A 14,996-nucleotide genomic window follows, 5' to 3' on the forward strand; every position below is an offset into this window, starting at 1 on the left:
AATATTAAAATCATGAAAATTATATATAATAGAATCGTTATTATACTGATAGCATCCCTATTCGCAATATCCTGCGAAGACAATGATGATCTAATAACAATTTCTTCCACTGCGTCCACCGGTAATGCCATTTTATCTACAAACAGTATTGTATTGGATAGAAATAATGTGGATGAAGAAGTATTAGCAATCACATTTCAAGAACCTGATTTTGGATATAATTCTGGATCCATTGGCTATCAATTGTTATTTGATTTAGTGGATGGAGATTTTGGTTCGCCTCAGATTAAAGCTGTTGGGAATAACTTTTCTACAACTTTTACTACTTCAGAACTGAATCAAATATTAATCAATTTAGGAGCTAATCCAGGAACAGCAACAGAACTTTCTGTAAAAATCGAAACCGTATTATCAGTTGATACGAGTTGGTTTTCTGAAGCCAGTAACCTAACCGTTACACCTTATGCATCAGCATTAGATTTATCATCCAGATGGGGATTAGTAGGCAGTGCCACTATAAATGGCTGGGATGGACCTGATATGCCATTTTATCAATCTACTGATGAAAATGATCCAGAAGATACTTTTGTTGCATATGTGAACCTTACTGATGGAGCAATTAAAATTAGAGCCGATAACGATTGGGCAATAAATTATGGAGATAATGAACCAGACACTACCTTAGAATCTGGAGGAAACGATATTATTATAACTGCCGGAACCTATAAAATAGTATTTAATGAAAATTCATTGAACTATTCAGTAGAACCATATTCGTGGGGATTGGTTGGTACTGCAACTATAAATGGATTGGATGGACCAGATATGCCACTGATGTATGATCCTTTATTTGATAATTGGAAAGCCGAAGTTACACTTGTTGATGGAAGCATGAAGATACGATTCAATAATCTTTGGGATATTAATTATGGGGATGTAGATAATGATGGAGTATTAGAACTAGGAACATTAAGCAATAATATTCCAGTTGATGCAGGTAACTATCTAATAACTTTTAATCCTAAAACATTAGCATACAGTTTGAAACAAAATTAATCTGCTATAAATAAGATAGTAAGTATATAAGTAAGGTTTTCATCTTTTAATTGTTTTTGATAAGACCTGTTTGTTTGTGTTGAATTAGTTTTTATTTCATTTCAACTAAAAAGGGGCTATAACCACATGGCCCCTTTTTTAAAATGGTAACTATCATATGTCAAATTCTTACAAAACTATAAATGCTTAAAAAAGAGATTTTTATAATTATTGCCTTTCTATTTATTGTAAAAAGTAGTAGTCAGGAATTCGGTTTTGCCGAAGAATTATCATATTTAAAAGAGAAAGGTGTTAATCCAATTACTTATGTGATCAAAAAGTTTAATGATTATGATTTCGTAATTCTAGGAGAGGATCATGCCATTAAAGATAATCTTGATTTTGTAGATAAATTAATTCCTGAATTATATCAGGCAGGAGTGTATACCTTGGGAATGGAATTTGGGGCTTATGAAAAACAACCTGTTGTGAATTCATTATTACAGGCTAAAACATACAATGAACAAATCATAAGAGATGTCATGTATTTCTATAATGTAGGCTGGGCATATAAAGAATATATGGATATCTATAAGACGGTTTGGGAATTCAATAAAAGGCTGCCATCGAATTCTAGAAAATTTAGAATACTTAATGTCAGTTATCAATATAACTGGAGTGTGTTTTCGGGTATTCCAACACCAGAGAATATGTCTAAAGTATTTCACATGGGACCGCCAAACATATTTAGAGCTAAAGTGGTAGATCAAGAGATAGCCAAAAAAGATGATAAAATCTTATTATTAGTCGGAACTCCTCACGCTTTTACCAGATATCAAAAAGCTTCTGTATCTAAGAATAATGATGGTTTTTGCGCCTTCGATAATGGAAGTCTGGGTAATATACTTTACGAAAAATATCCTTCCAAGGTTTTTTCTATTTTCTTACATGGCCCTTTTTATAACAAACCAAATAAAACCCCTTTTCTTGTTTCACCAGCCTTTGATCATATTGAAAAAATAGCAGCTTTATCCGGTAATAAACCAATGGGATTTGATTTGCAAAGTACTCCTTTTGGGGAGTTAAAGGATGATAGTATTTATGCAACTTGTTATCCTGATTTTAGGCTAGGTCAGCTGTTTGATGGTTATATTTTTTTAGTACCATTTAATAAGATGAAAAGCTGCACAATAGATAGTGATTTTTTCAAAGGAAAAGATTGGAATGCAACTAAAATGCAGCTTCCCGACCCTTATTGGCACGAAGAGGTGAATAGTTATGATGAATATTGGAAACAAATAAGGAACTATGGAAATGTAAAATCTCGTTACAAAACATTGATTAATAAATAATAATAATCTTATGAAATAAGCCATAACTATTAGGTTGACACCCAACCGAAATGATAGAGTGGCGATTCCATCTGACCAATGAAAACAATAAATATAAACAGATGAAACAAATTATAATAGGGATGCAAATATTGATGTATATGATATTTTTCAACGTAGTTGCACAAGAATCGAAAAAACTTAAAATAGGAACAGAATATACTATTCAATCAGAAATTCTAGAAGAAACGAGGAGCTATATTATTAGCCTTCCTGCATCATATTATAAAACTAAGAAAACCTATCCGGTGCTGGTACTTTCAGATGGCGACTATAGATTTGTGTATACATCCGGGCTTATCGAATATTTAAGTAAAGAAAATAGAATACCCGAAACAATCATTGTGGCAATACCTAATACAGATAGAACCAGAGATCTTACACCAACAAATATGGCTTATAATAGTAATAGTGGTGGAGGGAAGAATTTTTTAAATTTTATAGAGAAAGAACTTTTAACCGAAGTTGATAAAAAATTCAGAACGAACACATGTAGAATACTTACCGGACATTCATTGGGAGGACTTTTTGCTGGTTATGCGTATTTGTCTAATAGTACGTTTAATGCTTTCATAGCTACGGATCCAAGTTTTTGGTGGGATTCTCAATTACTGGTGAGAAATATTAATAAAGATCTAGTAAAGAATATCAAACACAAACCTATTTACATTTCCAGCGCAGATGATTACAACAATAATCCACAAGCTGTGAGTGCCATGCGTAATGCCCACGAGTTATTTAGTATTAAACTAAAAAAACACGGAGTTCCAAATGCTAACATAAAATTAGAATATTTCACAGATGAAAATCACGGTACATCCGCTTATAGAAGTCTTTATTATGGATTGCTGTATGTGTACGATACTTTAGACTTGAGTAATATAATTGAATAATAACAGAGATTGACAGGCAATACTATTTCTCTCTATCTAAAACATATACATTACAAATGCATCTACATCAGATACTATTCGGCTTTGCATGCTTAATAAATACAATTCATACTTTTGGACAAGAAGGTAAAGGAATCTATCTAGATACCTCAGAACATTTAATAGTTTCAGAATGGGTACATAAAGAAATGCATTATACTATAAGTCTTCCGCCTTCTTATAAAAATAGCCCTGCTTCAAGTTATCCGGTGATTTTTCTTTTAGAAAGTGATTATCATTTACATTACGCGAGTACTACAGTTGAGGTTATGAGCAAAGAAGGACAGATACCAGAAATGATAATTGTGGGTATTCCTGCGTATGACAATGGAAAAAAATATTTTACAGAGGATGGAACATTAAGTGAAACCGATCTTATGATACGTTGTAACATCAGGATGAACGATAAAAGGTTTCTTAAGTTTCTGGAAAAAGAATTACTTACGGAAGTAAATAAAAATTTTAGAACCAAGAATTATAGTCTGTTAGTAGGTAATACACAAGATGGACTTTTGGTTACAGAAGCGTATCTTAACAATAGTATCTTCCATTCATATGTGGCTATAAACTCAGGTTTTTGGAAGGAGGAGTTATCTACAATTGATGCGATAGATACTACGCTAACCAAAGCTATAAAAAAGAAGCGTTTTTATTTTTCTGGTCATGGCGAAGTGAAGAGTACAAAAAACAGGATGTTAGATATCAGAAACAATCAAGAACACCTGTATTCATTACTTAAAAACAATGGAGTGCCTTATAGTAATCTCAAGTTTCAGATTTTTGAAGAACAAAGCAATGAGAGTATATCTTTAATAAGTTTATATCACGGACTTCGATTTGTTTTCGAAGATTATGTATTGCCAATTTCATCTACGATAACTATGGATGAAGTTGTTAGTCATTATGATACATTGTCTGATAATTTAGGTGTTAGTTTCCTACCTCCAGAGAATATAGTAAATATGATTGCCTGGACAAAGTTTAATAATAATGATAGAAAAGAAGCATATAAGTTTTTTGATTTGAATATCAGTAACTACCCATTATCTCATACAGCATACGAAATGCTGGGATATGCTTATAATAACGAAGGCAAGAAGAAAGAAGCTATTAAAAGTTTTGAAAAATCCCTTAGAATGAATCCCAATAGCAATGAACGAATTATAAAGTTGATAAAAGATCTTAAGGCGAATAAATGATTTAGTCAATTACCAAAGTAATATTTTTTCTATATGAAGATAGGTTGCATACAAGGTTATTGTATGAATTAACTGATCTAGTCCTAAAAGTGGAAAAAAAATCCGAGGGTTTTCTCGATAACGCGAGGTAAGTTTGCTAGTAAAGAAATCGGTAAAACCATGTAAAAAGCTGTTTATTAAAACGTATGCAATGGTTGTTTTAATAGAAAATAAGAAAAGACTAAATGTAGCTAATGTAATGGTATAAACTATAACATGAACGAATAACCATTTTATTTCTTCACTTTTTCCCAGAGCCATTTTAGAGGTTTGAAATGCAAAATCTCCTATCCAATGCGCTATGAGAATCCAGCTAAAGATCATACCTAAAAGATATCGATTCAGGTGATTATAACCTAATTGTTTACATAAAGTTTTAATAATTGTAGGCAAAAACATACAAAAAGAGCGTAAACTTAAGTATATTGTAGTAACAATAGTTTTGAACCAAATTGTGAGCTACTTACTCTATTATGAGATGGATATGCACTAATGTGCATTAGTTATATATCAAAGTTTAATACTATCAGATGTTTCGTACTTTCCGTCATCGATTGTTATTTTGGTTTCTGGTTTTCATCAGCTTTAGCTTTGTGATTATCATGCTTTCTATTACCTATCTTCAGAAACGAGAAACCGTACTAAAAAGAACTGAAGCTATTGAGAAATCTTATGTGATGCTTTTAAAAAGTGCAAAAGCGCAGCAAGATTTTTTTAGTCATGCGAGCAGAGATCCTCAATTCTTTAAGACCGGAGATAATCAATATTTAGATCAGTACCTTACCTTATTAGATAGTACAAGATCCTATCTGATGCAAGTTCATTTTGAAGAAGAATCAGCATTAGTAGGAGGTATAGAATTTATAAAATCTGATATCGCAGAAATTGATGCGGTTTTTCTAGAGCTTATCGAACAAATTCAGGCAAGAGGCTATAAAAATTTCAATCTAGAAGGTTCTATGAGAAAAGATGCTCATTGGTTGGAACAAATTGATGAGATCGCTACAGAGGATATTCTTTTTCTAAGAAGATATGAGAAGGATTATATAATGCGTAACGAATCTGTTTATGTAACTAAACTTAATGATCTAGTTACTAAACTACGGAAACAAACTGTAAATAATAGAAGAATATCTAATGCCCGAAAAAAGACAATTTTATATTATTTGGATGGATATCGTAATAAGTTTATTCAATTAGTAAAACTTGATCAACGTATTGGAATACGGGACAATTCTGGTTTAAAACAAAAACTAGATCAGAAGATAACCATTTGTGAAGAAGATTTTAGCAACCTCGTATTGTTTACCGAGGAATGGGCAAAAGCGGAGTTTAAGCAGCTTACTATTTATTTTGGTGTGATTGCTTTTCTATTATTAATCGTAAGTATATGGATTAGCGCGTTGATCTCTAGAAAGATTACCCAACCGCTCACGGAGCTCACAAAACATATTACACGATTTGTAGATAGTAACTTTACCTTAGAAACAGAACATCCATTGATACGTACAGACGATGAAATAGGAAGTCTTACTCGTAATTTTTCCTTCCTTAAAGACGAAGTTATTTCTCGACTAAAGTTTTTTAAGCAAAAAGTGGATGAACGTACAGAAGAATTAGCAACAGCCAATAAAAGATTACTTCGTTTGAGTGAAGCGAATAGTCGTTTTGTACCAGAAGAATTTCTTCAAAACTTAGGTAGAGAGAGTATCGAAGAAGTACAATTAGGGGATCAGGTAGAACGAGAAATGACGGTAGTATTTTCAGATATTAGAGAGTTTACTAAAATATCAGAATTATTAAGTCCACAGGAAAACTTTGACTTCCTTAATGAATACCTAAGCGGTATTGTCCCTATCATACAGCGAAATGGAGGTTTTATAGATAAATTTATTGGAGATTCGGTAATGGCATTGTTCCCTGATAATCCTGATTCAGCGATACAAACCGTTTTTGAGTTTGAAGACTTTATTGAAGAATATAATCAACGACTTCAGAAAAATATAGCTCTTCCAATACAGATAGGAACAGGGATTCACACAGGTAAGCTAATTCTGGGAACCATTGGTCATGATCATAGGTTAGAAACGACGGTAATTTCTGATGCCGTAAATACAGCTTCACGAGTAGAAGGCCTTACTAAATATTATGATGCCAAGGTAATAGGGACAGAACATACTTTGTCAAAAATTAAAAATAAAAAATCATTTCACTATAGATTTTTGGACACCGTTAAGGTAAAAGGAAAAACCAAAACATTATCAGTGTATGAATTTTTAGGGCCTGGAGAGAAAGAAAAATTGGGCTATCTTAAAACATATAATAAAGGAATAAAATTTATAGAAAGTAAAAAGATTCGAGAAGCAGCAGTAATATTTTCAGAATTGTATAGAGAAAATCCAAAAGATCGAGCTGTAGAAATCTTTTTTGAAAGATGCGAAAATTACTTAGAAAAGAAAACATCCTCTTGGGATGAAATAACACATATGATTACCAAATAATAATAAATGAAAAAGAAATTTGATCTAATTGTCATTGGCTCAGGTCCTGCCGGTGAAAAAGCAGCAGCAAAAGCGGCATATTTTGGTTATAAAGTAGCTATCATAGAAAAAGAACGTAGATATGGTGGAGCAGGAGTACAGACAGGTACATTACCATCCAAAACACTAAAAGAAACTGCTTTATATCTATCAGGAATATATCAGAAAGGAATATTTGGTGTAGATAAACAAATAGGAAGAGAAACTGGAGTACATGATTTTTTATATCGTAAAAATATTGTGACCAATCATATGCATAAAACGGTGGCACATAATCTTAAGAAACACGGAATAGAGGTTTTTGAAGGTTTTGCTAGTTTTATAGATGCTACACATATCAAAATATCCGGCGAACTAGAGCAAATTATCGAAGGGAAATTTATCCTGATAGCTACAGGTTCCTACCCTTATCATCCAGAAAATATTCCATTTGATGACAAACGAGTACTAGATTCTGATTCTATTTTGAATATCAAACGTTTTCCAAAATCTATTTGTGTATTAGGAGCTGGAGTTATCGGTTGTGAATATGCTACTATTTTTGGAGCCATGGGGGTTAAGACTTTTATTGTCAATGATCACGATAAGATATTAGGCTTTCTGGATTCAGAAATATCGGAAGCCCTTGTAGAACAGATGCGGAAAAACGAAATCAAAATCTTATTTAATAATTCTGTTGTAGAATTCGAGATTTCTGATGATGAAATGCAACCATTAAGATTAAAATTAAGGTCAGGAGAATACCTCAATGTAGAAATGTTCTTATTTGCCGCGGGGAGAAGTGGTAATATTAAAGGATTGAATTGTGAAGGCATTGGATTAGAAACAGGAAAACGAGAAACTGTCCTAGTAAATGATAAGTTTCAAACCAATATTCCTAATATTTATGCTGTTGGCGATGTAATTGGTTTTCCTGCTTTAGCTAGTACCAGTATGGAACAAGGACGCCTGGCAGTGACCAATATGTTTGATACTGCAGATTTAGAATCTATGGCTGATGTTTTTCCATATGGTATTTATACAGTTCCTGAAGTCTCAATGGTTGGTATTACAGAAGAGCAAGCTAAAGCTAGTAATATTGATTATGGAGTAGGATATAGCTATTTTAGGGATACTGCCAGAGGAAAAATTATGGGAGATAATGATAATGGATATTTAAAATTAATTTTTGATAAAAAATCTAAAGTCATAAAAGGTGTTCACATTATGGGACATTTTGCCACAGAATTGATCCACTTTGGGATGCAATTAGTACAAGAGAACAAAACATTGGATCACCTTATTTCTACAGTGTTTAATTATCCTACATTACACGACTTATACAAATACGCCAGTTATGATGGTTTAGGCAATATAGCGGGTAAAAAGGTAAAGACTGCCGGAGAAGTGATATAGTTTTATTACAAGAATTCACGTGTTTTTACGTGTAAATAAACCATCTAATCTTATTAGTTTTATGCTACTTAAAACCTTAATAAGATGATTAACACTAAAATCTTCGTTGTTACAGCATTACTAACTGTTATTATTACTTTCAGTAGTTGTAATAAGCAAAATAATAGAAAAATAATCACTGATGAAAATATTGAAGTAGTCAAAGATTCTGTATTATTCAGTTTTTCTTTTGTAGGTTGCAATAGAGTCCAATATGGAGATTGGCATAATGATAATGCTACGAACGCCTCTACCGCTAATCTTTCGGTATTAAAAAGAATATTTGATGATGTAACGAGTCTAAAACAGAAACCGTCTTTGTTTTTCTTTTTGGGTGATTTGGTACTTGCAGAATCAGATACGATTAATTTAGACAAGCAACTGAAAGCTTGGGTAGAATTATATGAGAATAAAGCTTTTAGTACTATTAGTGATTCTGGAATAGAGCTCGTTGCTGTTCCAGGAAATCATGAAATGTTGTTTTATAATACCAAAGATGATAAAGAATATCCTTTAATAGGTTCAACTCCTGTTTGGATGAAATATATGAAACCTTATATCCCAGCTGATCGTAATCAAATTATCGGAAAAGATAGTCTAATAAATCAGATGACTTTTTCTTTTGAACGTAATAATATAGGATTTGTAGTTATGAATACAGATACTTATAACCCGCCAACAAAGGGGCAACTTTATGGTTTTGAAGGCTTAATACCTACACAATGGATTATTGATCAGATTACGCAATACAAACAGAATCCCGATATAGATCATATTTTTGTACTAGGTCATAAACCATATTATGTAGACGGTAAACCAGAAACTGGGCATAAAGGATTTCCTGAAGGTCCAGTGCTTTGGACGGAACTTCAAAAAAATGGTGTTGTAGCAATGTTATCCGCTCATGTTCACGATTATCAACGTATGCAACCAAATGGAACAGGTACCTATCAGATTATAGCAGGAAATGGCGGAAGTGACGGAAAAGCAGCCTTTTTTGGCTATAGTATGATCAATATTATGAGTAGTGGAAAAGTTCAATTTATCTCCAGAGGGTTTGATAAAGGTAATCCTTACTATCAGGATGTACCAGCTAATCTTATGAAAGTAAAAGATAGTACAATACTAAGCTGGTCCAAGAATGGTAATCCTTATCATTATAACTAGTAAAAAGCTTTAAAAGCTCTTGATTTCGATTGAAATCATTTTATGTTAGGTATTGAAAAAGTCAATTTTTGTAAAATCAAGTCACTTTTCATAAAATAAGATTTTAATGTTCTGATTAGATTTGTTTTTAAATTGAGATAAACAGCATGACATTATTAGATATTAATAAACCTGTAGATCTTATATTTTTATTGTATTTTAAACTAGTATTATAATACAAGATCATCTCTAATTTCTATGGATAGAAAGCCACTTTTTTTAAAACTATTGGTAATAATTTTACTAGTGCTTTTTTTTCATAGTACTGCATATGGTCAACAGGGTAAAACGGTAAGAGAACGTATTGATAGTCTAAAAACTCTTTTGAAATCTAAACAGATTGATAGTTTATCAATATTTATAAGTTTAACAGATTCCTATAATAAACTCCAAAATGATTCTGCAAATATTTATATTGATAAATCTTTATCTAAATTAAAACGTGGAGTTCCTAACATCAGAAAAATTTATGAGGTATTAACACAGAAACATTTATTTTTTGTTCAGAAATATGCGATGGATAGCATAAAAAAAATGAACATTAAAAGATTAAATCTAGCAAATGAATTAGAAGATGAAAATTTTATTTTTGATTGTTATACTGATATAGCTGCGTATTCAGTAGTATTAAGAAAACACGATTCTGCAACTTATTATTTTGATAAAGCAAAATTGATTTTGCCTAAATTAAATGATCAAGAATCAATAGCTAGTTTTTATTCTAATTTGGGAATGTTTAATGCAGAAAAAGGGGATTTTGATTCTGCAATCAAGCATTATGTAAAAGCTTTAGAAATATATGAGAAGCTTAATGATGTTTTTGCATTAGCTAATATATATAATAATATAGCTGTCCTTTCTTGGCACACAAGTGAAAAAGAAAAAGTTATAGATTATGTAAAGAAATCACTTAAATATAGCAGAGAGATTGGAAACGAAGGACTTATTTGCACCAATTTATATAATCTAGGCGGCTGTTATCTAGAATTAAATAAAACTAAAGAAGCAACTAAATTTTTGAATAAAGCTTTAGTATACGCAAATAAATTACATCTGGATTATATAAAAGCTGATATATATAACAATTTAGGTGTTATTTCTGTACTTGAAAAAAAAGATTATCCTACCGCTATTGTGTACAACAAAACGGCTTTAAAAATATATGAAAAAGTTTCGGACGATAAACGATACATAGCCACATTACAGAGTTTATCTAAGAACTATCTTAATAAAGGAGATTATGAAAAATCTAAGATGATAATCGATAGTGCTTTAGTATTATCAAGTGAGAAAAAGATTATCGAAGAGAAACCAGGTCTTTACAAATTATTATCCAGAATAGACTCAATTAGAGGGGATTATCTATCTTCTTTAATAAATCACAAAAAATCAATAAAAATATTAGATAGTTTAGAAAAGGCGAAAAGCAGAGATGAAATTAAAGAATTACAAGTTAAATTCGAAACTTCGGAAAAAGAAAAAGAAATTACTTCCCTGAATAGTGAAAATAAAATTAAAGAATTACAAATTACACGTCAGAGATATCAAAACTATATTTTATGGGCAATTTTGGCAATGTCAGTCATTGCTATTGGAAGCATATTTTTTCAATATAGAGTGAAGAAACGTAATAATAAATTATTATCGATTAAGAATGAAGAAATAGAGGAGAAGAATCAGATTCTAATAGATAAAAGTGCTCAATTACAGAAGGCACTAGGAGAAAAAGAAGTATTACTAAAAGAGGTACATCATAGAGTAAAGAACAATTTACAATTGGTTACAAGTATCTTAAATTTACAAGCAGATAGGCTTAATGATAAAAAAATAGAAGCTTTTGTGGCAAGAAGTCAAAGCAGGATTACGTCCATGGCTCTGGTGCATCAGATTCTTTATTCTAACGATAAGATAGAACAAATAGATTTTCATAAATACTTATTAAAGTTAGTGAAAGCGGGGTATGATTCTTTTGACTTTAATGATCAAAAAATAAAATACAGTATTGATGCAGAAGAATTCTATTTTCATATTGATACAGCGATACCTTTGGGGATTATTGTTAATGAATTGGTTCACAATTCATTTAAGTATGCGTTTGGTGGAAAGAAAACAGGAGTATTAGCAATTAAGGTATATAAGGAATTAGAAAAAATAGCCATTCTTATAGAAGATGATGGTATTGGGATTTCGAAAAAAGACACAAATAAAGAATCATCATCATATGGTCTTAAGCTAGTAGAATTATTAGTTAGACAAGTAAACGGGGAAATGATTGTAAGTCAAAATAATGGAACGTCGATTAAAATTTTATTCGAACCCTTAAAAGCATAACCAATTATGTCTAAAAAAATACTAATTGTTGAAGATGAGTTAATCATAGCTGCTGATCTGGCTCGTATTCTTAAAAATAATAATTGGAATCCAGTAGCAACTTGTATCACTGTTGATGAAGCTCTGGAGCAGATAGAATTATTATCTCCAGACATGGTACTTATAGACATCAATTTAAGAGGAGAGAAGCAAGGTACTTATGTAGCCAATTATCTATTAAAAAAAGATACTATACCATATATTTTTATTACTTCTTTGTCAGATAGACTGACACTTGATGAGGTTAAGAAAACTAGACCTATGGGATATATTATAAAACCATTTAAACCAGAAACCATTATTTCTACTATAGAAATAGCTTTTTCCAATCATAAGCATAGAAAATTGGATCCAGTTCGTAACTCTGAAACCCCGGTAAGTGATGTTCCTTTTAAGCTTAGAAAAGTTACAGATTATATTGCTAATAATTTGGATAAAAAACTGGTAGTAAAGGAACTAGCCGAAATGACAGATTGGCAACATCACCATTTTATTAGAAATTTTAAAACCTATATAGGATCTACTCCTTACCAATACATACTAGCACAAAAGATCAGTAAAGCAAAATCACTCCTTACAGAAACTGATCTGCCAATTTCCACTATTGCTTATGATCTGGGTTTCCAAAGTCATTCTAATTTTAGTGTAACTTTTCAAAAAAATGTAGGTATGAATGCAGAAAATTATAGACGAACTTATAAGAAAAGATGAATTATTATATTAATCAATTTAATTTTTATAGGATATACATCTTTATTTATGGTTAATCTAATACTTAAAATCAATTTTTATAAAGATTACACATTTTTAAGAAAGCGTTAATTACGATTCTTCCCTAATTTTACAAAAGAATAAAGAACAATTTTTGTAATATGATAAACCTAATTTATACGATGCAGATTTTAATCATTAAATAATATATTATGAAAAACAAACTCAGAAACACAACACTAGTAATGATAAATGCAAGAAAACTTACTAAAGAAGAATGTATTCATATTGATGGAGGAGCGATTAGGCAAAATAATGCATATTGTTTATCCCTAGTAAACAGATTAGATAGATTATTTCTTCTCGCATCTAATTTATCTCCAAGTTCTCCTGAAATGTATAATATTCAATCGCAAATTAGATTCTGGCAAAGCGTTTATAGTAATAATTGTTAATAATGTACTTTTAACCGTTATGAAAACAGCCTTTTGATAAAAAGGCTGTTTTTTTTGTAATCTATTTAAAAGGGATATTTTATGTTAATAAAAGTTAATGTCAATTTTTGTAAAATGGTATCAATTTTCAGAAAGCTTTCACTTTAGATCACACCTACATTTGCACCGCTAAATAATAAAAATCCAAATATTTAAATTACAATAAGTTATGAGGTTTTATTCAAAAACATTTACAGTAGTAAGTTTTATTTTTTCGGTAATGTTATTTGTTTCCTGTGAAAAGGAAGATATTTCTACTGAAAATTACAAAGAAACAGGTATAGAGAGTTCCAAGGAAACATCATTAATAAAATACTTGGGAGCCATGATACGAGCAGAAGAATTAACGGATGGTCAATACATGATTGGTGGAGATATGATTGTTACTCCTGACCAGGAAAATGATAATAAATCCTATAGTTCCGCAGGTGTAGGACTATGGCCTAATGGTGTTGTAAAATATATGATTTCTCAACAATTTAAAGACGAAGATGCTAAAGTTAGACCACATCCATTTAAAAATTATGATATGAAGAAGATGTTGGAGGATGCTATGAGCACCTGGACAACAGCAACAGGAGTGAGTTTTGTAGAAGTAGATTCATCAACTCCACGTAGAGAATATATTGAAATATTGTGGGGCAGTAGTAATAGTTCTGTCGTAGGGTACAATTCACCTTTTCCTAAAAAATTTAAAATATCCGATCAAGCACATCAAGGAGTGTACTTACATGAGCTAGGTCACACACTTGGACTACTGCATGAACAACAAAGAGTCGATAGAGATGATTATATAATTATACATAGTGATTATATAAACGATAGTGCTTATGAAAAATTCACTGCCAATCCAATTTTAGATTATCACACTCCTAGTCTTGATTTTAATAGTGTAATGTTGTATCCTTCTACTGAATATAGAGGAGATTATAATGTTAAAAAGACTAATGGACAACCATTTACATCAGGTTATGCTACTGGTGTATTATCACAAGGAGATATAAACACTGTAAAAGCTATGTATTCAGGCGGAAATAATTGTAATACTAGTGGTAACCTTCCAAATGATGTTTCATGCGATCATTGGGCGTTTAATGAAATTAAATTTATGTGGCAGAATGGTTATATTGTTGGTAACGGTACAAGTTTTGATCCAGATGGAATATTAAATAGAGCTCAATTTGCAGCGTTGGTTGCAAAAGTTATTAACCCAGAACCAATACGTGATGCAAGAAATTTTGCAGACGTGCCAGCTAGTCCTAATAGACATTGGGCTTATGATGCTATCTCTAAAACTTATAGAGGAGGTTATATGAGTGGAATTTCTAATACTTTATTTAATCCTAATGGAAGACTTACAAAAGAACAATTAGTAGTTGCAATCGCATCTGGAAAGAGGCTCTCAGGAGGAAATAATAATCATTTACGTTTGTTTTCAGATCAAAGTTCAATTTCAAGTTGGGCGATAGAAAAAGTGAAACATGCTATTGCAAATAGATATGTTACGAATTATCCAGATAAGGATAAGTTTAGAGCTCAATCACCTGTAACGAGGGCTGAGGCAGCTATGATTTTTTATCAGGTATTAGTAGATCAAAACATAGCACCTTCTATTAATAACCCTTATTTACTAATACCATAATTT

At 31.3% G+C, this 14,996-nt stretch carries 12 protein-coding genes; 11 read left to right on the forward strand and 1 reads right to left on the reverse strand.

The features are described 5' to 3' along the window. Positions 1 to 12 precede the first annotated feature (12 nt). The 4 genes from Q0829_RS02545 (at position 13) to Q0829_RS02560 (ending at position 4,557) form a co-directional block, all read left to right on the forward strand. A complete protein-coding gene (locus Q0829_RS02545; protein WP_298539565.1) occupies positions 13 to 1,056 on the forward strand; it encodes a SusE domain-containing protein in 1,044 nt (347 codons plus the stop codon). 182 nt (positions 1,057 to 1,238) lie between these two features. Continuing rightward, positions 1,239 to 2,387: a ChaN family lipoprotein gene (locus Q0829_RS02550; protein ID WP_298539568.1), complete on the forward strand. Its 1,149-nt coding sequence runs from the start codon at positions 1,239 to 1,241 to the stop codon at positions 2,385 to 2,387. A gap of 101 nt (positions 2,388 to 2,488) precedes the next feature. Further along, the gene (locus Q0829_RS02555) at positions 2,489 to 3,319 is read left to right on the forward strand and encodes an alpha/beta hydrolase-fold protein (RefSeq protein ID WP_298539570.1); all 831 of its coding nucleotides are present in this window, start codon (positions 2,489 to 2,491) and stop codon (positions 3,317 to 3,319) included. A 56-nt stretch (positions 3,320 to 3,375) separates the two neighbouring features. Beyond that, entirely contained in the window at positions 3,376 to 4,557 is a 1,182-nt protein-coding gene (locus Q0829_RS02560; RefSeq protein WP_298539572.1) for an alpha/beta hydrolase-fold protein, read from the forward strand. A gap of 9 nt (positions 4,558 to 4,566) precedes the next feature. On the opposite strand, the gene Q0829_RS02565 is transcribed toward Q0829_RS02560, so the two are convergent. Further along, the gene (locus Q0829_RS02565) at positions 4,567 to 4,995 is read right to left on the reverse strand and encodes a DUF3307 domain-containing protein (protein WP_298539574.1); all 429 of its coding nucleotides are present in this window, start codon (positions 4,993 to 4,995) and stop codon (positions 4,567 to 4,569) included. Between the two features lie 131 nt (positions 4,996 to 5,126). Between Q0829_RS02565 and Q0829_RS02570 the strand changes: the two genes are divergently transcribed. From Q0829_RS02570 to Q0829_RS02600, 7 genes are all read left to right on the forward strand, one after another. Beyond that, complete coding sequence (locus tag Q0829_RS02570) at positions 5,127 to 7,097, forward strand: adenylate/guanylate cyclase domain-containing protein (protein ID WP_298539576.1); 1,971 nt, start codon at positions 5,127 to 5,129, stop codon at positions 7,095 to 7,097. A 6-nt stretch (positions 7,098 to 7,103) separates the two neighbouring features. Continuing rightward, the gene (sthA, locus tag Q0829_RS02575; protein WP_298539578.1) at positions 7,104 to 8,531 is read left to right on the forward strand and encodes a Si-specific NAD(P)(+) transhydrogenase; all 1,428 of its coding nucleotides are present in this window, start codon (positions 7,104 to 7,106) and stop codon (positions 8,529 to 8,531) included. 84 nt (positions 8,532 to 8,615) lie between these two features. Continuing rightward, a complete protein-coding gene (locus Q0829_RS02580) occupies positions 8,616 to 9,737 on the forward strand; it encodes a metallophosphoesterase (RefSeq protein ID WP_298539581.1) in 1,122 nt (373 codons plus the stop codon). Positions 9,738 to 9,974: 237 nt separating this feature from the next. Beyond that, complete coding sequence (locus tag Q0829_RS02585) at positions 9,975 to 12,107, forward strand: histidine kinase dimerization/phosphoacceptor domain -containing protein (RefSeq protein ID WP_298539583.1); 2,133 nt, start codon at positions 9,975 to 9,977, stop codon at positions 12,105 to 12,107. Positions 12,108 to 12,113: 6 nt separating this feature from the next. Continuing rightward, positions 12,114 to 12,857 carry a response regulator transcription factor gene (locus Q0829_RS02590; protein WP_298539586.1) on the forward strand — a complete coding sequence of 248 codons (744 nt, stop codon included), beginning with the start codon at positions 12,114 to 12,116 and terminating at the stop codon, positions 12,855 to 12,857. A 212-nt stretch (positions 12,858 to 13,069) separates the two neighbouring features. After that, complete coding sequence (locus tag Q0829_RS02595) at positions 13,070 to 13,312, forward strand: hypothetical protein (RefSeq protein ID WP_298539588.1); 243 nt, start codon at positions 13,070 to 13,072, stop codon at positions 13,310 to 13,312. Between the two features lie 208 nt (positions 13,313 to 13,520). Then, entirely contained in the window at positions 13,521 to 14,993 is a 1,473-nt protein-coding gene (locus tag Q0829_RS02600; RefSeq protein WP_298539590.1) for a M12 family metallopeptidase, read from the forward strand. Positions 14,994 to 14,996: the final 3 nt, after the last annotated feature.

This window comes from uncultured Aquimarina sp., from assembly GCF_947492405.1.
Taxonomy (GTDB): Bacteria; Bacteroidota; Bacteroidia; order Flavobacteriales; family Flavobacteriaceae; genus Aquimarina.